At 33.7% G+C, this 18006-nt stretch carries 26 protein-coding genes and 1 pseudogene; 13 read left to right on the top strand and 14 right to left on the bottom strand.

Annotated elements, in window-relative coordinates; all coding sequences use genetic code 11:
- Nucleotides 1–14 precede the first annotated feature (14 nt).
- Nucleotides 15–728: a helix-turn-helix domain-containing protein gene (locus GQ594_RS05265; protein ID WP_160411579.1), complete on the bottom strand. Its 714-nt coding sequence runs from the start codon at nt 726–728 to the stop codon at nt 15–17.
- A gap of 561 nt (nt 729–1289) precedes the next feature.
- On the opposite strand from GQ594_RS05265, the gene GQ594_RS05260 reads away from it, so the two are divergent.
- The gene (locus GQ594_RS05260) at nt 1290–1802 is read left to right on the top strand and encodes a hypothetical protein (RefSeq protein WP_160411578.1); all 513 of its coding nucleotides are present in this window, start codon (nt 1290–1292) and stop codon (nt 1800–1802) included.
- A gap of 145 nt (nt 1803–1947) precedes the next feature.
- On the opposite strand, the gene GQ594_RS05255 is transcribed toward GQ594_RS05260, so the two are convergent.
- From GQ594_RS05255 to GQ594_RS05210, 10 genes and pseudogenes are all read right to left on the bottom strand, one after another.
- On the bottom strand, nt 1948–2097 hold the full coding sequence (locus GQ594_RS05255) for a hypothetical protein (RefSeq protein ID WP_202112465.1): 150 nt from the start codon (nt 2095–2097) through the stop codon (nt 1948–1950).
- 62 nt (nt 2098–2159) lie between these two features.
- Nucleotides 2160–2597, bottom strand: a pseudogene (locus tag GQ594_RS05250) (peptidase U32 family protein); the annotation flags it as partial.
- Nucleotides 2598–2685: 88 nt separating this feature from the next.
- Entirely contained in the window at nt 2686–3555 is an 870-nt protein-coding gene (gene htpX, locus GQ594_RS05245; protein ID WP_160411577.1) for a protease HtpX, read from the bottom strand.
- Between the two features lie 573 nt (nt 3556–4128).
- Nucleotides 4129–5136 carry a phage integrase gene (locus tag GQ594_RS05240; protein WP_160411576.1) on the bottom strand — a complete coding sequence of 336 codons (1008 nt, stop codon included), beginning with the start codon at nt 5134–5136 and terminating at the stop codon, nt 4129–4131.
- Between the two features lie 216 nt (nt 5137–5352).
- Nucleotides 5353–5550 carry a hypothetical protein gene (locus GQ594_RS05235; protein WP_160411575.1) on the bottom strand — a complete coding sequence of 66 codons (198 nt, stop codon included), beginning with the start codon at nt 5548–5550 and terminating at the stop codon, nt 5353–5355.
- 357 nt (nt 5551–5907) lie between these two features.
- Complete coding sequence (locus GQ594_RS05230; RefSeq protein WP_160411574.1) at nt 5908–6759, bottom strand: hypothetical protein; 852 nt, start codon at nt 6757–6759, stop codon at nt 5908–5910.
- 17 nt (nt 6760–6776) lie between these two features.
- Nucleotides 6777–7142, bottom strand: a complete 366-nt coding sequence (locus GQ594_RS05225; RefSeq protein ID WP_160411573.1) for a helix-turn-helix transcriptional regulator — start codon at nt 7140–7142, stop codon at nt 6777–6779.
- 4 nt (nt 7143–7146) lie between these two features.
- A complete protein-coding gene (locus tag GQ594_RS05220; protein WP_160411572.1) occupies nt 7147–7512 on the bottom strand; it encodes a helix-turn-helix transcriptional regulator in 366 nt (121 codons plus the stop codon).
- 1 nt (nt 7513) lies between these two features.
- Nucleotides 7514–7882 carry a helix-turn-helix transcriptional regulator gene (locus GQ594_RS05215; protein ID WP_160411571.1) on the bottom strand — a complete coding sequence of 123 codons (369 nt, stop codon included), beginning with the start codon at nt 7880–7882 and terminating at the stop codon, nt 7514–7516.
- Nucleotides 7883–7886: 4 nt separating this feature from the next.
- A complete protein-coding gene (locus GQ594_RS05210; RefSeq protein WP_160411570.1) occupies nt 7887–8252 on the bottom strand; it encodes a helix-turn-helix transcriptional regulator in 366 nt (121 codons plus the stop codon).
- A 216-nt stretch (nt 8253–8468) separates the two neighbouring features.
- On the opposite strand from GQ594_RS05210, the gene GQ594_RS12020 reads away from it, so the two are divergent.
- The gene (locus tag GQ594_RS12020; protein ID WP_202112463.1) at nt 8469–8642 is read left to right on the top strand and encodes a hypothetical protein; all 174 of its coding nucleotides are present in this window, start codon (nt 8469–8471) and stop codon (nt 8640–8642) included.
- Nucleotides 8642–8788 carry a hypothetical protein gene (locus GQ594_RS05200; RefSeq protein WP_160411569.1) on the top strand — a complete coding sequence of 49 codons (147 nt, stop codon included), beginning with the start codon at nt 8642–8644 and terminating at the stop codon, nt 8786–8788. Before GQ594_RS12020 ends, GQ594_RS05200 begins: the two co-directional genes overlap by 1 nt.
- Before the next feature lie 148 nt (nt 8789–8936).
- Here GQ594_RS05200 and GQ594_RS05195 read toward each other — a convergent pair whose 3' ends face one another.
- Entirely contained in the window at nt 8937–9107 is a 171-nt protein-coding gene (locus GQ594_RS05195) for a hypothetical protein (RefSeq protein WP_160411568.1), read from the bottom strand.
- Between the two features lie 116 nt (nt 9108–9223).
- Here GQ594_RS05195 and GQ594_RS05190 point away from each other — a divergent pair, with 116 nt between their 5' ends.
- From GQ594_RS05190 to GQ594_RS05145, 10 genes are all read left to right on the top strand, one after another.
- The gene (locus tag GQ594_RS05190; RefSeq protein WP_160411567.1) at nt 9224–9580 is read left to right on the top strand and encodes a hypothetical protein; all 357 of its coding nucleotides are present in this window, start codon (nt 9224–9226) and stop codon (nt 9578–9580) included.
- Nucleotides 9571–9783, top strand: a complete 213-nt coding sequence (locus GQ594_RS05185; RefSeq protein WP_160411566.1) for a DUF2732 family protein — start codon at nt 9571–9573, stop codon at nt 9781–9783. Before GQ594_RS05190 ends, GQ594_RS05185 begins: the two co-directional genes overlap by 10 nt.
- Nucleotides 9784–10002, top strand: coding sequence for a TraR/DksA C4-type zinc finger protein (locus tag GQ594_RS05180; RefSeq protein WP_160411565.1), 219 nt, complete (start codon nt 9784–9786; stop codon nt 10000–10002). It abuts the gene before it with no gap.
- Nucleotides 10003–10065: 63 nt separating this feature from the next.
- On the top strand, nt 10066–10887 hold the full coding sequence (locus tag GQ594_RS05175) for a DNA adenine methylase (RefSeq protein WP_160411564.1): 822 nt from the start codon (nt 10066–10068) through the stop codon (nt 10885–10887).
- A 16-nt stretch (nt 10888–10903) separates the two neighbouring features.
- Complete coding sequence (locus tag GQ594_RS05170) at nt 10904–11149, top strand: DUF3850 domain-containing protein (RefSeq protein WP_160411563.1); 246 nt, start codon at nt 10904–10906, stop codon at nt 11147–11149.
- Nucleotides 11150–11167: 18 nt separating this feature from the next.
- Nucleotides 11168–13531 (top strand): replication endonuclease, encoded by a 2364-nt coding sequence (locus GQ594_RS05165; protein ID WP_160411562.1) that lies wholly within the window; start codon nt 11168–11170, stop codon nt 13529–13531.
- Nucleotides 13532–13533: 2 nt separating this feature from the next.
- A complete protein-coding gene (locus GQ594_RS05160; RefSeq protein WP_160411561.1) occupies nt 13534–14310 on the top strand; it encodes a protein kinase domain-containing protein in 777 nt (258 codons plus the stop codon).
- A 343-nt stretch (nt 14311–14653) separates the two neighbouring features.
- Nucleotides 14654–14851 (top strand): hypothetical protein, encoded by a 198-nt coding sequence (locus GQ594_RS05155; RefSeq protein WP_160411560.1) that lies wholly within the window; start codon nt 14654–14656, stop codon nt 14849–14851.
- Nucleotides 14852–15083: 232 nt separating this feature from the next.
- Nucleotides 15084–15443: a terminase gpP N-terminus-related DNA-binding protein gene (locus GQ594_RS05150; protein WP_160411559.1), complete on the top strand. Its 360-nt coding sequence runs from the start codon at nt 15084–15086 to the stop codon at nt 15441–15443.
- A 112-nt stretch (nt 15444–15555) separates the two neighbouring features.
- Nucleotides 15556–15699: a hypothetical protein gene (locus GQ594_RS05145; RefSeq protein ID WP_160411558.1), complete on the top strand. Its 144-nt coding sequence runs from the start codon at nt 15556–15558 to the stop codon at nt 15697–15699.
- Between the two features lie 10 nt (nt 15700–15709).
- On the opposite strand, the gene GQ594_RS05140 is transcribed toward GQ594_RS05145, so the two are convergent.
- Both GQ594_RS05140 and GQ594_RS05135 read right to left on the bottom strand, forming a co-directional pair.
- Nucleotides 15710–16570 (bottom strand): hypothetical protein, encoded by an 861-nt coding sequence (locus GQ594_RS05140; protein ID WP_160411557.1) that lies wholly within the window; start codon nt 16568–16570, stop codon nt 15710–15712.
- A 447-nt stretch (nt 16571–17017) separates the two neighbouring features.
- A complete protein-coding gene (locus tag GQ594_RS05135; RefSeq protein WP_160411556.1) occupies nt 17018–18004 on the bottom strand; it encodes a phage portal protein in 987 nt (328 codons plus the stop codon).
- Nucleotides 18005–18006 lie beyond the last annotated feature (2 nt).

Here is an 18006-nt window from a genome sequence, read left to right as displayed (position 1 = left end):
TAGCATAACTAAATTTAATTACCTAAACTCATTAAAGCATTTAAGTTTTTAATAAATATACATTTTCCTTTAGCAGATAAAATATTTTGTTCTTGAAGTTTTGATAAACTCCTGCTAACTGTTTCGATGGTTAGACCTAAATAGTTAGCAATATCAGCCCGACTCATCATGAGCTTTATATTTAATGAAGTGTGCCCTCGTTGTTCATAACGTCGATAAAGCGAATATATAAAAGTTGCTAGTCTTTCATCAGCTTTTTTCTGTGAATAACATAATACCAATTTTTGATAATCATAAATATCAGAACTGAGTAAATTAAGAACCATGTCTCTAACATTTTTTTGAGTATCAACTAATGACATTAATTCTTCATAATGAAGTTCGCAAACATGCGTATTAGTAAGAGATTGAATATTATTATTATATATTTTAGTGGAAATTGAATCTAAACCAACAATATCACCAGGTAAAAAGAAACCATTAATTTGTTGATAATTGTCAGGCGTTGTCACGAAAGTTTTTAATGCACCAGAATGAATAATATAGAATTTTGTAAATGGTGTATTTGCTTTAACTATAATTTCATTTTTGGCATAAGACACCTTTCGATCTAATATGTTATCTAACTTATTATTGAGTAACATGGGAATACAAAGAGAGCCGATACTGCATAATTCACATGGAACTGAATAACTTTTCGAACGTAAGGCCTTAAAAATATTTTGCATATTAATAGAAAAATATAATCATAATTTATTAGATGATTAGGTTATCATACTTTATAAATAAAACAAAAATTACTAACTATATTATTATTTAATAACAGTGAAATAAATAACAAATTAATTCGCAACATTACATATTATTTAACATAATATACATTATGCGAACCATGATGGATGTACATGAATTCTGTAGATACAACCAACAAAATCATGACGCTAATTTAAAAATCTGTGGCACTGTTGAGTTTTCACCAAATTCATTTTTTATTTTTGTTACACTGTTCAGATTTCGTGGATCGACCATGAATCTGAGAAATCATTTTAACAAATGAAGACTATATAAAATTAGCAAGCCAAAAAGATAAATAACCGTGGTAAAGTTCGGGTGTCACTGAACATTCGAAAACTTGATTAGCGTCAAAGGTGGTTGTATAGATAAAGAGTTTTTTCTGATTATAAACAAAATCAGTTAATTAAGAAATTCTCGTATATTTACACAACCATGATTTTCAAATATACTGATTTAGTTTAAAAATAAAAGATATACACAATAGGAATTTAAGAATGAGAACATTATTACTTATAGTTACTTTATTGGTTTGTCCATTATTGTATGCAAATCCAGCTCCATTTGGACTTGAAATTAACAAAGCAACATTAGAGAAAACAAAAGAAAAATATAATTTAGTTGAAAATGGGGTAAATTATTACTCACAAGGTTCAACGTACCTTATTGACACAAAAGAACTATCCTTAGATGGCTTAAACCGAGTGTTACTTATCTTTTCAAAAGAAAACAACATATTACTCAGTGTAGTTGCTACATTTAGCAGTTATAAATTTGATTCTATAAATAATAATTTATTCCAAAAATATAAGTTGTTAAAACAAAGTATACCACTTGTTGGCGATAGACATGTTGAATATAAAGATGATCAATCTTTAATCATTTTAGATGCCCCCCATTCTTCTTTTGATTTACATATCACATATATTTCAGAAGAGTTTAATAAAAAAGTAAATGAAATTCGAAAATTTGATAAAGAGCAAAATAAGAATGAATTTAATTCTTTATAATAATTAATCTCTTTCACTTGAGTTAAATAGTGGATAGAGGGAAAGACTCTTTCCACTTCAAATAAGTTAATAAATATAGCATGTTAAGATTAAAATAATGTATATTATGTTAAATAATATGTAATGTTGCGAATTAATTTGTTATTTATTTCACTGTTATTCCAAGAAGTGGCATTTTTAAAATATGTTTTTTGATTTTTCCCCAAACTTGCATTTCACAAGCTTTACAGTTGAATTTTAATAATAATTCCTCATTATTTTGAACCAATTTCATTGGTGTTACTTTACTTTTCACCCCTTGAATACCTTTAGCTTGCTTCGGGCATAAATTAAATGCAAAACGTAAGCAATGTTTTTTAGTTCACGCGCTAATACAATTTGTGAAAATCCCACATCAGATAAAAACTTGGCTTTTTCGAGGGTTCTGATATCCATTTGAGTGCTAGCATGTAAATCAATAGGGGGAATATCCATACTTAAAATTCCCATATCTTGTACAATTAATGCATCCACACCCGCATCATAAAATTGCCATATCAATTGTCTTACCAGTTCAAGTTCATTATCGTGAAGTATGGTATTTAAGGTTACAAAAACTTTTGCATAATAACGATGAGCAAACTCAACTAACTGGGCAATATCACATACTGAATTACTAGCATTATGTCTAGCACCAAAGTTTGGTCCACCAATGTATACAGCATCAGCACCATGTAATATAGCTTGCTTTGCTATTTCGATATTTTTGGCTGGGCTAAGTAATTCTAATTTATTATTGGTGATACGATATGACATTATGAACTCTTTGAAATATAACTAATTGGTAGCTTGTTCTTTATTTTACAAGCATTATTTATTCAATAATGCTTGTATTTTCTAATCATTAACTTTGGTAAGTTTGGTTTCGTAAAGCTTCTATACGTTTTTCTAATGGTGGATGAGACATAAACAATTCAGAAAATTTTGCTTTTTTCGCACCATTAATACAGAATGCTAAAATTGAAGTATCTTCAATTGGTTCATGGCTAGTTTTTAGTTTTTCTAACGCAGCAATCATCTTTGTGCTGCCTACTAATTTAGCCGAACCAGCATCGGCGTGAAATTCTCGATAACGAGAAAACCACATGGCTATTAAACTAGCTAAAATACCAAATACTGTTTCAAACACCATGACTATCACGAAATACGCTAGTTGTGATAAACCACGATTACGGTCATCTAATGCTTGAGCTACAACAGAGGCTAAAATTCTTGAAATAAAAATAACAAAAGTATTAAGTACACCTTGTAATAAAGTCATTGTGACCATATCACCATTAGCTATATGACTCATTTCATGACCAATTACTGCTTCAGCCTCATCTTGGGTCATAGTATTTAATAAGCCAGAACTAACGGCAACAAGTGAGCTATTTTTAGTTGCACCTGTAGCAAAAGCATTAACATCGTGGGCGTGATAGATAGCTACATCTGGTATTTTTATATTAAGTTCTGTTGATAAGCGACGGACAATGTCAAGCAACCACTGTTCTTGACTATTACTCGGTTGAGTAATGATCTCTCCCCCTACTGACCGCAAAGCCATTCGCTTAGATAACAGAAGAGATATGAAAGAACCTCCAAAACCAAATATTGCTGCAAAAATAAGTAAACCTAGAGTACTATATGAATCAACGCCTAAGATACTTAGAATGATTCCAAATACAAACATAACAGCTAAGTTAGTTAGAATAAATAACCCTGCTCGCATCATAGTAAAGTGTCCTTTTTTCTTAGTTTTAATGATATTAATTATAACTCAATTTATTTTCAAAATAATTTTTTTGCATTGCCATTAAGGAAAAATATAATTATTTTACTTAAAAACCAAACTAATGTTTTATGATTTACATGTAAAAAACCTAGATTCGGACTGATATCAAGATTTTACATGGTCTAACGAAAAGTGATACTATCTGCCAAAATGATCAGTATACCAAAATTTAAAATAAATTATTCATTAATCTATTATAACTAAAATTTATGGCTTATACTAATTTTAGCAATTCAGTATGATAGAAATCTATGCTGATAAGTTTCTGAAAATCTTAACTGCCATTTACTACTTTTTAATAAAGTTGCGACATAAGAAAAGTTAAGATAATCTATTGATTTTATTGGTGCCAGTGGTCGGACTCGAACCGACACGCTTTTAAGGGCGGCGGATTTTGAATCCTGTAATCGTCTTTTAAAAAACAATAACTTAATTAAAAATCAATTAGTTAAAAGTGTAATAAGCAACAATAAACACTAATATAAATCAGCTCTACCGCCATTTTACCGCCATTTATTTTATATTAGATAGCGGGTTTAATGTGGTTGCTTCTTCTAGATGATCGGGGGCTAAGTGAGCGTATCGCATTGTTGTTTTAATATCTGTATGCCCAAGTATTTTTTGTAATACTAAAATATTGCCACCGTTCATCATAAAATGACTGGCAAAAGTGTGGCGTAATACGTGGGTTAGTTGCCCGTTTGGTAGCTCAATTTCAGCCCTTTCGATCGCTCTTTCAAAAGCTCGCTCATGACTACCATTAAATATTTTATTATTATCTTTTGGAATTAGTTCGTAAAGCTCTTTTGTGATTGGAACAGTTCGATTGCGTCGCCCTTTCGTTTTGGTGTAGGTTATCTTATAAGGTGTTATCTGTGATAATTTTAGGTTAGCTATTTCTGACCACCTTGCTCCTGTAGATAATCCAATTTTCACCATTAGCAGCAGGTTGCTAACGTTGCTATTGGCGCATTCATCTAGTAAAGATTTTATCTGTTCATTAGATAAGAAAGCCATTTCTGACTCATCAGTTTTAAACTGTTTGATATTTTCAACAGGATTTGGGCGATCCCACTCCCCTAACCTCGACAATTCATTAAACATAGCACGAAGATAAACCAATTCAAGGTTTAATGTACGTAATGATACGGTCTTTACTGAATCAGTTCTGTAAAGCTCGCCATTCATGCGCTTTTTTCGATAGTCTGTAAAGGTTTTGGTAGTAAAATCGCTAGCTAGCGGATCGTTAGTTGACTGGCAAATAAACTCCAGTATCTTTTTTACTCGCTCACCGTCTTTTAGTGTCTGCCCATGTGATTGGTACCAAGTATTAACCAAATCAGACAACCGCCGCCGATCTTGCTTTTCAGCAATCCAAGGCTTGGTAGCTGCTTGTTCTTCGATATAGTTTTCATATGCAAGTGCTTCGCCTTTAGTTGCAAACATTTTACGAATGCGCCTGCCGCCCTCTAAATATTTTTCAAAAAGCCATTTGCCGTTTTGTTGTTTTCTAATAGTCATTTTTCGGATATTAAAAAGCCCGTAACTAAAACGGGCTTTATTTTCTTAACTAAGCTAGATTAAGCTGCTTGCTTATTTTGAGCTTCAATTTTTTCATCAATGAAGCGCTGGATCTTTTCGATCTCTTTAACGCAAGCGATAGCTTCTTTCAATAATGCAGTTCTATTTATTTTTGACATGCTATATCCTCTTCTGTTTGTACTAATAATAATGATACTATTCTTTATGCATCAATTTTAATTTACAAGCAGCATCTTTTATGCTGATTTCATTGTTATTATTGATGCCATTAACAATTTGATCCATTAAGCAAACAGCTTGTTTCGCATTTTCTACAATTCGTTGACCATCCCAAACCCCAGTATCTAAAAGTAAGTCGATAATCATTGCAAGTTTTCTTGTTTGTTTTGACATTCCACTTAAAGACGGATCATTATTTTTTAGTTCTTCGATTGTTTTTTTTCTCTACATTAACATCCACGATAAACCAAGATGCTACATCAATAATACGATTGTATAATTCAACTGCAAAATCGTAGTCAATATGGCAAGGTTGATTATTGGTCACTATAGTCCCTCTTCAAAAAACGAAAGCCCAAGGTGTTTAACCATGAGCTTTTTATTATTAGAATAATATCGCTGTCGACTATTACACCATATTTTATATCTACAATCAATATTAAAATCGCTTTATTGGATATTAATAACCGCCAATAAAGGGTAATAAGCGTCAATATAAATATATATAAGCACAAATGGCAACTTTTCAAGCTATCGAACTAAAAAACGATTCCAATTCAAAAATTTTCTTCGTTTTAATATAGTTAATTCATCACAATTACCGATAAAATTTACTTTTTTAAAAGTTAAACCTTCTTTTAAAATTTCTTTCGGTAAATATAAAATTTCATCGTTAAAACAGCATTTCTCTTGTTGTATTATAGTAGCCTTTGTTGCCACTAGATTACCGTCATAATTTCTTAATAAAATGTAGTCTTGTTCATTGTATTTAAATGATTTTTTGGGTTTAAAATCCTGTAGCACAAAAAAATAAAACAACAATGCAACTAGCATAAACCACAAAGCAAAAAATATAAACAGGAAATAAAATAATTGTATAAGTTTCTTTGAAGAAACTATTTTTTTTACAAAAAACATAATAGATAAATAGGTAATTACGAAGAAAAAATAATACCGATTCTCTTTCTGTAGAAAAAAGCAATAGTAACAGCCCAAAAAAATCATACTCAAAATTAATATTCCCAAAATTATCTTAAAAATTTTACAATTAGGCTTTTCAGTAGTTTTTTTATTGAATATTTCAGCTATTTTTATTTTATTGAATATTTCAACTATTTTTATTTCTATTTTTTCTTTTTTTATAAAAAGATAGAGCGATGAAACCAATAAAAGCAATAATATTACATTTAAAATCAATACGCTATCTTTTATAACAACAGACATTGGTAATGATATTAAATCAACATCAAATCCAAAATAAAAAGCGGTTATTACCTCGCATGCATATACACTCACATATAATAAAGCCGTTAAAACAATGCCAAAGAAACCTATTTCTTTAAATAAAATACTACCTTCTTCATCTGGTTTTTGATTTTCCATTATTTCCTCCTTTTTTATTATTTATTAAAAATACCACCCTTCAATAACTGATACTCATCATCAGTAATAGCACCGCTGCTTTTTAGTGCTGCAATTCGTTCTAGTTTTCCTAATGCTTCGCTTGATAGTTCAATTGATTTTTTTTCTGTTTTGATGCCGTCGATATTTGGTTCACCCTCGCCCGTGCAAAGCCAACTCAAATCAGCCCCAGTTTCCAATGCACATTGAATGACATATTCAGCAGGAAAAGAATTTCTTAATATTCTATTTGTTATAACGCTTAACCCCACATCAAAGTGGCTACACAATGCTTTGACCGTTTTCAATTTGTATGCATTAACCATTCTGTTAACAACATTTTTACTATTATCAAACTTAACCATTTTTTTAGTTCTTAAAAATACTACTCTTCAATAACTGATACTCATCATCAGTAATAGCACCACTGTTTTTTAGTGCCGCAATTCGTTCTAATTTTTCTAATGCTTCGCTTGATAGTTCAATTGATTTTTTTTCTGTTTTGATACCGTCGATGTTTGGCTCTCCCTCGCCCGTGCAGAGCCATTGCGGATTAACTCCAGTATCAACAATACAAGTTAAAACAAGATCGTGCGGGAAAGAATTTCTATGGATTCTATTACCTATAACGCTGGCAGTAACATTCATTAAATCAGCAGCTTCTTTGATCGTTTTTGCGTTATAAGCCATGACAATGCGCTTAATAACATTTTGTGTATTTTTATCAAATCGCATTTTAACCAACCTTAAAAATACTCCCCTTCAATAACTGATACTCATCATCAGTAATAGCACCGCTGCTTTTTAGTGCGGCAATTCGTTCTAGTTTTTCTAATGCTTCGCTTGATAGTTCAATTGATTTTTTTTCTGTTTTGATACCGTCGATGTTTGGCTCACCCTCGCCCGTGCAAAGCCAGTTAAGATCTGCACCGGTATCTAATATGCATTTAATTACAAAATCAGAGGGAAACGTATTTCTTTGAACCCTACTACCTATAACGCTGGCCGTAATATCCCATCTATCTGCTAGTGATTTAACAGTTTTTAATTTATATGCAGAAAGAATTCTGTTTATTACGTTTCTACTATTATCAAACTTAATCATTTTTTTAGTTCTTAAAAATACTACTCTTCAATAACTGATACTCATCATCAGTAATAGCACCACTGTTTTTTAGTGCTGCAATTCGTTCTAGTTTTTCTAATGCTTCGCTTGATAGTTCAATTGATTTTTTTTCTGTTTTGATGCCGTCGACATTTGGGTCACCCTCGCCAGTGCAAAGCCAATGCGGATTTGCTCCTGTTTCTAAAGCACACCTTAAAACATAATCGTAAGGGAAAGTATTTCTTTGCACCCTGCTAGCCATAACACCAGCACTAATACCCCATCTATCGCCTAATGCTTTGATCGTGTTTAGCCCGTAGCTTTTCACAATTCTTGAAATCACATTTTTACATTCATCATCAAAAAACATTTTTCTGCCCTTAAAAAATATTAGCAAAAAATAATGTTGACATTACTATTTGCTAATATGTAATATACAAACATTAGCAAATAGTAATCAAAACACACTAATAAACACTAATAAACATTAATTAAGGAATAATGCCTTATGACGATTCAAATTGCAATAGCTATCCCAACCCCATTTGTCACGGCTCAGCAATTCGCCGATTTGGCAAAAATGCCCGTGGCAACTGTTAAGAACAAAATCCGACGTGGTGAACTTCCTATACGTAAGAAGAAAAGCAACGCAGGAACGGCTAGCCGTGAAACCCCATTAATTAACATGGTCGCCTTAACGTTAGAGGGCGCAGCTGGTTACAAGGGTAATCTAGTAGTCAACATTGAGGGAGCGGAATAATGAGCCACGCAATCTATTTAAGCCCAAAATCAGCTAATCAGTCGGCTTTAATTTATATCAAGATTAATAGACACAATCCGAAAGGTTATATCGAAAAATCAAACGGGCAAGTAATTAAGTTGCATAAGAAGTTAATTGCAGATTAATCAAGTTAATAAAGAAGGGGCAAAATAAACATGAATTTATCAACCTATGATTTAGTCCGTATAAAAAATGCCGTTTTGAAGAGTGCGGAGAATTTACAAAATCCTCCGCCTGTCATTGCGGCTTGGCTAGTTGAAGCGATTGAACATATTAATTCACTTCATAATCAGATTGAAGAACCGCAGAAAGAGTCTTAACAAATACAGCGATATCCTCGGCAGCTTTTACTTTTGCATTACTTGTAATAACTGCAACATGATCGCTAGCAAGTAAGGCTTTGGTTAATTCAACTGCAAATTTATCAGCATTATCTTTTTCCATACTTAAGTCCTCTTTTTTGTTGGGGTATTTGATTATAACAGGTTCTTTTTTTGTTGGGGAACAAAAAAGAAGTGCGAGGCTAGGCGCACTCAATCCTAGCCATTGCAGGAGGTTACATGAACACAATGCAAAATAATCAAACTATTGAACCGCGCAGTTTTTTGCGTGAATTTCACCAAATATTAAGCGGTAAACGCAGTTTGGCCCGTTCGGCTTTTAACAATTTAAAGCCCGGGCAAAAACGTTTATTGCTGAGTGCGTCGGGCATCGAATTGCGCACAACGGAAATTTATAACCCAGATAGTCAATTTACTCATGCTTGGCAAATGCAATATGACAATCTGACAGATAAAGAAGTCGACGATCTAAAGAAAGGTTTACGTCGATTGCAAGCAATTATTGATGCATTCGCATTATGTGAAGAAGAAGATTTTAAAGAAGAAACTAAATACAGGTGGCAAAAATGGAGATGACAACACTTAAAGGCGATGCGTTATTGCAAGCTTTAAATCAGGCAAAAGAAGAAACAAAAAGCGGACTCTGTGACGTATTTACGGCAAAACTGGAACGACTAGCTACACATATCCGCACCAACTACTTAACACCGACCGAATCGGCAGAGCTGTTAGAGCAAGAAGCCGAAGCAATGAAAGCACAACACAGGAACGATATTTAAATGGCAGATCTAGCAGATATCGCACAAGCACACATTGAAACAATTGCCGCCGCGGCTGTGAAAAATGCAAGTGCAAAGGTTTACAGTGGAGTGTCTTCGCTTTATTGCCACGAATGTGGCGAGCCAATACCTGAGGCACGGCGTGACGCCGTGCCGGGTTGTAGTTTGTGTGTTTGTTGTCAGCAGAAAGAAGAAGCAAACCACAAACACGGAATATAGCAAATAACATATTTCAATTAAACAAAAGGGGCAATCAGCCCCAAATCTTTTAAGGCTCAAAAAATGTGTGTAGAAAAGTCCTTTTTAAAATGGGTCGGCGGTAAAGGTCGGCTTATTCCTCAATTATTACCTCACTTGCCAGACGGCATGCGGCTAATAGAGCCGTTTGTCGGGGCGGGTAATGTGTTTATCAATACAAATTATAGTAGCTATATATTAGCTGATAAAAACCGTGATTTAATTAACGTTTATCGTTGGTTACGTGATGATTTAGTCAAATTAGTAAATACCGCTCAATCACTATTTGATAGTGACATCGATTTTTATGAAGTTCGTTGCCGCTTTAATTGCAACATAACGCAACCCTTTACGTTAGAACGTGCCGCTGAGTTTATCTATTTAAATCGCCATTGCTTTAACGGTGTTTGCCGTTATAACCAAAAAGGTGAGTTTAACGTGCCACATGGCAAATATAAAAAGGTTTACTTTCCCAAGGCTGAACTAATCGAATTCAGCAACAAGCTGATTTCCGTCCCAGTTACATTAATGGCGGCAGACTTTAGGGCAGCGATAGAAATGGCCGAAGCAGGCGACGTTATTTATTGCGATCCGCCGTACATTTCGGGCACTAAAAACGATATTTTTACTGGCTACACTCCCCATAAGTTCAATTACCCAGTCACGAAGTTATTGCGTGATTTGCTGGTTCATGCTGTCAGGCGTGGAGCAACTGCAATCGTATCAAACAGTAACAACACAATAGTAAGAGGTATTTTTAGTGATTTCGAAATCTACGAAATCGACGCCACTCGGTCAGTTGCCGCTAACGGTAATCGACAACCTGCAAAAGAGATTATTGGCGTGTTAACGCCGGATATGATTTAGATTTAGAGGTTAAATAATGAAACTGCATAACTTAAAAATTCAAACAGAACATTTTGAGGCAATTTTAGCAGGAAGAAAAACAGCAGAATTACGTATCAACGATCGTAATTATAACGTCGGTGATGCGCTGTGTTTACATGAGTTTGCTAATGGCAATTATACATGCCGCAAAATTCGTCGATACATTTCTCACATATTAGAAGATGAAAAATATCTACAGAAAGGCTATGTAATGCTTAGTCTTGTCAAAGATAGTCATTAACCCCAGCACAAGAATAACATGACCATAATCACGCAAAACCTACCAACATTAAATCACAGGGTTAAATATGCCCTGCTTTCTTGTATGCGTGATTTTTACGATACAGTCGGCAAGTTTTTACCAACAAAACACATTCAGCCAAAATCACAATACGCCACAGGTCGCAGACCACCCAAAGAATTGACTATTATTGAGCGTCCACTTTGGGAGCAGATACCACATGAATATGATTATTTTCACCCGTATTTTAGTGATTCTCCCTTGTTTATTGGTAGATACTTCGCTAGAAAATATCTAACGCTATATCAAGAAAAGGGTTCAAAAGTTGCTAACACCTATTTACGCACTTGTGGGCTAACTCGTTGCACCGAAGTGCAGCAGCAATACGCAATCGAAAATGCCGGGAAAAGCCTGATTGTACAAGAATTCTATAAACAGCTGTCGATATTACCAACTTTAGACAAAATCGACGTTGAAGAACTTGGCGGGAAGATTGCCGGCTATATGCACAATCTCATTATCAAGTTTTTAGAAACTGATGAATTTAAGTTGAGCAATAACGCTCATGAATTAGCTATCTATAAATTTGCATTAGAGCAGCTCAAGCCGTTAAAAATTACAGCGCCCTACTTTGCTGATTATAAAAAAGGTGAAATCAGTGAACAGCAAATTGTTATCGCGCTAGCTAAATTATCAGATGATAAATGGTGGCAAAGCAGATTAAAGCGGAAATGGGGTTTTCAACGTGAGCATTTGGCTATTGCTGCCGGACAAGTACAAAAGCACGCAAGCCCTTATGCAAGTCGCACGTGCGTGGGTGAATGGAAAGAGCAAAAAAGGAAAAATCGGGAATGGCTCAAAAATCAATGTATAGAAAATACTGAAACAGGCGAGCAATTTGAACTTGTTTTACAGGTCGATAAATCCAATGCTAACCCTGCAATCCGCCGTTGTGAGCTTATGGTCCGTATGCGTGGATTTGAGGATATCGCCGACGAGTATGGCTATGAGGGGGCATTTATAACATTGACTGCGCCGTCAAAATATCACTCAGTACACGCTAAAGGCGGATTTGTCAAAAACTGGAACGGCGGCACACCACGAGACACGCAGCGTTATTTATGTAGCGTATGGGCAAAAATCCGGGCAAAACTGAACAGGGAGCGTATAAAAATTTTTGGGTTTAGAGTTGCCGAACCGCATCATGACGGCACGCCGCATTGGCATATTTTAGTTTTTATGCTACCAGAACACAAACAGCAGGTTTATAAAATTATGCAAGCTTATGCACTAGAAGAAGACGGCGGAGAACAAGGTGCGCAGTACGCTCGCTTTAAGTTTGAAAATATCGAAAAAGAGAAAGGCTCGGCAACGGGTTACATTGCTAAATATATTTCTAAAAATATCGACGGTTATCAACTTGATAACGAAGTCGATGACGAAACTGGGCAAAATCTAAAAGAAATGGCAAAAAATGTGACTGCTTGGGCTAGTCGTTGGGGTATTCGTCAATTCCAGCAAATCGGTGGCGCACCTGTCACGGTTTGGCGTGAACTTCGTAGACTTGGCAGTCAAAAAGTCGAAAGCCCTGCAATCGACCCAGTACTAGCGGCAGCAGATGCCGGCGATTGGGCTGCTTACACTCAGTTACAAGGCGGTGCTATGGTGCAGCGTAAAGACTTACGTGTCAGAGTTTCTTACGAAGAAACACAAAATCAATTCGAGGAAGAAGTTAAAAAAATAAAAGGCGTATTTTCGCCGATTGTTGGCATGGCCTCTTTTATTTGTACACGTCTGATCAAGTGGGCGATCGTCTCTAAAAATAGGAGCGATAGCGACGCTCGGAGTTCTGTCAATAACTGTACGGAGGTTAAAAAATCACCGCAGGACGATCGACGTCAAAAAGTGATAAATGAGCTAAAAAAACATCAAATAAAATTTAGAAATTACCATATTGACAGTTTGCTAGCAGGTAAATTGATTAGTTTTAACGAAAACTTATGTGTAAAAATATTAGACAATTATCTAGTTTATCTAAATTTGCCATATTATTCTTCTAGTGATTGTAGGTTATTAAAAAACCGTGGAAAAGTAAAAGTTGCGATAAATAAAGACCGAGAAAAATTATTAATAAAAACATCGGATCCTGAAGAAAATGATAAAAATATGGAATATTTAAAAATATTGGATGAAATCATGGTAACAGCACCTAAAACTAAAATTGCCGATAAACCTACATTATTGGTGAAAAAAGATAATTCAAAACCAAAAAAATCTGGTGACCTATTAGATGAAATTTTTAAATACTTAGAAAAGAAAAATATTAAATTTAGTGATTGGCTCAAAAATCCGAATATTTTAGTCAACTATAAAAAGGTGTAATGATGAAAAATAGAGATGCAAGAGAGTATTTGAGAAGATTTAAAAACACATTATTAAGGCGTTATATAGTAAGAAATGAACTTTCAAGAGGTGGCGACGATGTAACTTTTTTTACATATGATCGCAAATCTAAAAAAAGTAAAATAGTTAGATTTTTTTATTTTGCAGATACTCCAAACATTACAACTCAAAAAATACTTGATGATATGAAGCATTTCAGAATAAAAGAAATCAGTCAACATACTAACATTCTAACTATAAATGAAATAAATGTATTTACTGATGTGATCGGCTTTGATTATATAGCGCTAGATGTTGATTATTTTGATTGTATTTCATTAGAAGAAAGAACGCTTAAATATATTCCAATGCTTGAGCGTTACAGGATTATTTATTGCGTATTATCTGCTTTAATTCATTGCCATGAATATGGTCTTTTTCATCAAAATATCAGTCCTCACAACATATTCGTTTCAGAAAATGAAGTAAAGCTATCAGAGCCAAGCTCTTGGGCTATTCCACTACATCGATGTTATTCATGTTATAACCAATTTTATTCACCAGAATCAAGACAAGGTTATATAGCAAATGCACAGACAGATATTTATTCAGTTGGAAAAGTATTTAAATATTTGAACTCAATAAATGGCGATAGTAATAGTATTGCAGATAAAATTATCAAAAAAGCAACAGCATTAAATGCTGATGAAAGATTTAAAAGCGCAGACGAGTTTAAACAAGAAATAAATAAACTTATGGAGTTAAGCCGATATTTATAAAAACAAAGCTAAACTTTGTAAAAAACATTCAGGATTGTATACCGTTTGGATAAATCAAGATAAATACACATGTTGACAATAAAACTAAAATCGATATATAGTAAAAATACGTTAGCAAAATCTAACGTCAAGTTTCGCAGCTTGTTAGTTCAACGGCGTATAAACCGCGTCAGCGGTATTTTTATGCGTAAAGCTTAGTCATGTCTTTTCTATGGTGGGCTAAGTGAGGGAGTCGAAAGACTCGCCGTTTCGTTGAGCGGTACTGCGAACCTTGCTTAGTTCACCTCCATATTTTCGCAGATTTGGTGGTGATAGTTTAAACATTATCAACGGATATAATATTATGAAAATATCAAAACAAATTACACCAGTCGATACATCAGAAAACGTTATCATCAATCTAAATAATTTTGCAAAAATCGAACAAGCCGAAACAATCGCCCGTAATTGCATCAACGCACATTCAACCCCCACCGATTTTATGGTTATAATTTGCTGTATTGCGGATTTACTAAGTGATGTGCTAGAACGTTCAAAATAAAAATAGCCAGCGTATTACTGTGCTGATTTTGTAAAGATGTTTTAGGAGAGGTATACGTTTGATCATTAGATTCATATAGATTTAAAAAAGAATTGACATACAATATTAAGTAATCTAAAATCCCATGCACTAGGAGTTACTAGAAGTTACTAGTAATTATAGTAACTTCTAGTACATGGGTATACAACAGCTTTTCGTGCTCAATTTAAAAAAATTAATAGGATTATAACTTATGAATAAAAAAGTTGAATCAAAAGTAATAGCAAAATCTAAAAAACAACCATTACAAGATCAAATGACAAAATATGCCTTAAATTTATTCCAGAACTTTGGGCTTGAAACTGGTTCTATAAGTAAGACGGAAGATGGTATAGAGATTTCAGGGAAAAACTTTAATGGAGAATCTTATACAATGAAATCAGAGGTGGGAACATTGTCCATTATGAAATTTACCCACTACAGTGGAAATACAATAGAAGATAGAAAGAAAAATGCTAAGCAATTATATAAAAAGGGACACACACAAAAAGATATAGCCATGATATTGGGGGTATCACAAAAAACAATCTCTAATTATATCAATCATGGGTAGCATTACTTTGATATATTATTTTTAAACTTATCAATAAGTTATAAATTATATCTTTGATCAAAAAAATGATTCCAACACACTGTTATTATATACAGCGTATTAAGGTTTAAAAATGGATGGTGATACTTTAAAAAACGTCAAACTGGAGCAAGCGGAACTTATTAATAGACTGATGATTGATGCTGAATTATCAAACAATGATATAAAAATCGGCTTATGTTTGTTGCATGAAATATTATTAAAAAAGGGGCTATAGCCCCCCTTATTTATTTCCAACTGATAATACTTGTTATATTTCCATCTAAATCAACAGTAGCTGTTACCGTATTAACAATAACACCACCAAAAGCATTTTTCCCTCTAAATGAAGTGATGATAATTAGATTATCACTTCCATTATCAATATATTTGGTTTCAACATGTTTGAATGAATCAGGATCATTCATTTTTGATTTTATATATTTTTCAAGATTTCTATGGGAACCATCCCAAGAACTAAATTGGGAATTAATCAGTTTTTGCCGTTCTAATTCTTTTTGCAATTTAGCATTTTGGGTTTTATATTCTGAGTTTTCTGGGTCAACGGTTAACAGCTCGTCATATAATTCAATCTGTTTTTCTAATTCAGTTTCAGGAACATCTTTAAGTTTATTTAATAAATCATCAATTTTTTGCTGATTTTTAAGCTTTAGTAACTCTAATCTAGCTTGATCTGCTAGTTCTAAGACCGTTTGATCTTTAGCTGAGTGATATTTATCAGCTAATGATACCGCTTCATCATATTTTTTCTCTATTATCAATTGGTTGATTTGTGAAACAATTTCTTTTTTATTTAAATTAAATTCTGAAATAAAGGTTTTTTCTTGTTCCTCTCTTTCTTTGCCTCCTTCTATACCACAAATAATAAACCAAACAACAATTAATACTGTGGTTATTATCGCTTTTTTCTTAGAGCTTACCTCTTTTTGTGTATTTTTATAAATGATTTGATAAGTTATCGGTAATAGTGATATACCTACTAATAGCGCTACTATTCCTATCAAAGGGGTTTGAGTTAAATTTGCAATTCCTAATAAAATAAAAAGCACACCAAAAAGCCAAGCTAAAACAAGTCGTAATGTTTTCATAAAGAATCCTAATTTATTGATGATTAATAAGTTTATATAATGTATAACAATTTAGTAAAGAAAAAAATTCCCTCATCAGCATATAATGTGGTTTAAATGTATTTTTATTGCACGCCTACACTGCACGAAAACGCAAGATCTAAAAAGGATCGCGGATCACTAAAACCCTTATGCTAGGGCTTCTTTTTTGATATTTGCAACTTTGCACAATTTTCCACACTTTTAGTGCGAGGGTGGCGTGGGGTTTCAACGGCGCAATTTTATCTATAACCTTTTCAATCATCATCAAAATGCCCAATTATATTAAAAATCAAGCATACTGATAGATAAAATGAGTAAAGGACTAATCACCACACAATAAATAAAAAAGTGTCAACATGAGCGTTATAGAAAGAATTTGAATGGAAGGTAATAAAAAAGCCCATTCGGGCTTTGGTTTTGTGATTGTTATTCAAGACTATAAGGATTAAATTTAACAACCTCCTCGCCCATCCAATCATTTAGCTGTAAAAATCTATCTTGCAACGGTTTGATTTCATTACGAGCAAATACTTTAGAGGCTTTTTCTGGATCACCAAATCCACCTGTGTTTTTTGGTGTTATGCCCATTAATGATGGCGGCACTCGGTGTGCAGTTAAGATATCATCTTGGCTTACTGACTTAATGTCTGCAAAATTATCTTTAGCGGCCACTTCTCCAACGGGTATTAGTTTTAATCCATCTGGCTTACCGTTTGGTGAGTACATGAGCAAATTACGGAAGTTTCCTGGTCCGCGACTGCTTTGTAATGCTTTCTTTAATTCTTCAATATCTTTTTCGTTATGTGATGGGTTAGACAAATATAAAATAAACCCAGCATGCGAACCATTTTTATAATAACGTTGACGGAATACGGTAGCCGAGTTATCAAGCCAAACCGAATTAATGGCGGCTAAATATTCGGGTAATCCGTAAATTTCTTGGTTTATATCCGGTGCTAGCATATGCCAAACCGAACCTTTTTTAAATTTATGCTCTTCCCAATATTTATCAATATACCAATATTCGTTTTCTTCAACACCTCGCCGTGTGTATTTCGCCAGTGTTGGTTTTAGCCCCTCGGTTTGCTTTAGCATATTTGTTCGTTTTTCTAAATAGCAGTTGCCCAATATTAAAAAATCATTAGCGATTCGCTCAAATGCCTGACGTGATAAATATTTATGTGGAATAAATGTACTAGTTAAGATATTTCGTTTTACATAAATCGGGCTGCTATGATATGACGATGAACTAAAGGTATTAGCCAGCGTATCAAAATTAACTGGCGGTTCATACCAATTACCGCACGATGTGCATTGTAAATAACTTAATAAGTCTTTGGCATCGGCTAAAGGCTCACGATCGCCAAATGTAAAACACTCTACTTTTTCGTTTTGTTGTGTTAATTCTGTCATGA

Origin of the sequence: Gilliamella sp. Pra-s52, assembly GCF_009795805.1 — a bacterium.
Taxonomy (GTDB): Bacteria; Pseudomonadota; Gammaproteobacteria; order Enterobacterales; family Orbaceae; genus Gilliamella.
Note: the sequence above shows the minus strand (reverse complement) of the source record. Positions and strands in the feature narration are given on the sequence as shown.

Bases quoted from the DNA above. Each gene is read 5' to 3' on its own strand.
- GQ594_RS05265 (WP_160411579.1), bottom strand. From the start codon at position 728: ATGCAAAATATTTTTAAGGCCTTACGTTCGAAAAGTTATTCAGTTCCA.
- GQ594_RS05260 (WP_160411578.1), top strand. From the start codon at position 1,290: ATGAGAACATTATTACTTATAGTTACTTTATTGGTTTGTCCATTATTG.
- htpX (WP_160411577.1), bottom strand. From the start codon at position 3,555: ATGATGCGAGCAGGGTTATTTATTCTAACTAACTTAGCTGTTATGTTT.
- GQ594_RS05240 (WP_160411576.1), bottom strand. From the start codon at position 5,136: ATGACTATTAGAAAACAACAAAACGGCAAATGGCTTTTTGAAAAATAT.
- GQ594_RS05235 (WP_160411575.1), bottom strand. From the start codon at position 5,550: ATGTCAAAACAAACAAGAAAACTTGCAATGATTATCGACTTACTTTTA.
- GQ594_RS05230 (WP_160411574.1), bottom strand. From the start codon at position 6,759: ATGGAAAATCAAAAACCAGATGAAGAAGGTAGTATTTTATTTAAAGAA.
- GQ594_RS05225 (WP_160411573.1), bottom strand. From the start codon at position 7,142: ATGGTTAAGTTTGATAATAGTAAAAATGTTGTTAACAGAATGGTTAAT.
- GQ594_RS05220 (WP_160411572.1), bottom strand. From the start codon at position 7,512: ATGCGATTTGATAAAAATACACAAAATGTTATTAAGCGCATTGTCATG.
- GQ594_RS05215 (WP_160411571.1), bottom strand. From the start codon at position 7,882: ATGATTAAGTTTGATAATAGTAGAAACGTAATAAACAGAATTCTTTCT.
- GQ594_RS05210 (WP_160411570.1), bottom strand. From the start codon at position 8,252: ATGTTTTTTGATGATGAATGTAAAAATGTGATTTCAAGAATTGTGAAA.
- GQ594_RS05200 (WP_160411569.1), top strand. From the start codon at position 8,642: ATGAGCCACGCAATCTATTTAAGCCCAAAATCAGCTAATCAGTCGGCT.
- GQ594_RS05195 (WP_160411568.1), bottom strand. From the start codon at position 9,107: ATGGAAAAAGATAATGCTGATAAATTTGCAGTTGAATTAACCAAAGCC.
- GQ594_RS05190 (WP_160411567.1), top strand. From the start codon at position 9,224: ATGAACACAATGCAAAATAATCAAACTATTGAACCGCGCAGTTTTTTG.
- GQ594_RS05185 (WP_160411566.1), top strand. From the start codon at position 9,571: ATGGAGATGACAACACTTAAAGGCGATGCGTTATTGCAAGCTTTAAAT.
- GQ594_RS05180 (WP_160411565.1), top strand. From the start codon at position 9,784: ATGGCAGATCTAGCAGATATCGCACAAGCACACATTGAAACAATTGCC.
- GQ594_RS05175 (WP_160411564.1), top strand. From the start codon at position 10,066: ATGTGTGTAGAAAAGTCCTTTTTAAAATGGGTCGGCGGTAAAGGTCGG.
- GQ594_RS05170 (WP_160411563.1), top strand. From the start codon at position 10,904: ATGAAACTGCATAACTTAAAAATTCAAACAGAACATTTTGAGGCAATT.
- GQ594_RS05165 (WP_160411562.1), top strand. From the start codon at position 11,168: ATGACCATAATCACGCAAAACCTACCAACATTAAATCACAGGGTTAAA.
- GQ594_RS05160 (WP_160411561.1), top strand. From the start codon at position 13,534: ATGAAAAATAGAGATGCAAGAGAGTATTTGAGAAGATTTAAAAACACA.
- GQ594_RS05155 (WP_160411560.1), top strand. From the start codon at position 14,654: ATGAAAATATCAAAACAAATTACACCAGTCGATACATCAGAAAACGTT.
- GQ594_RS05150 (WP_160411559.1), top strand. From the start codon at position 15,084: ATGAATAAAAAAGTTGAATCAAAAGTAATAGCAAAATCTAAAAAACAA.
- GQ594_RS05145 (WP_160411558.1), top strand. From the start codon at position 15,556: ATGGATGGTGATACTTTAAAAAACGTCAAACTGGAGCAAGCGGAACTT.
- GQ594_RS05140 (WP_160411557.1), bottom strand. From the start codon at position 16,570: ATGAAAACATTACGACTTGTTTTAGCTTGGCTTTTTGGTGTGCTTTTT.
- GQ594_RS05135 (WP_160411556.1), bottom strand. From the start codon at position 18,004: ATGACAGAATTAACACAACAAAACGAAAAAGTAGAGTGTTTTACATTT.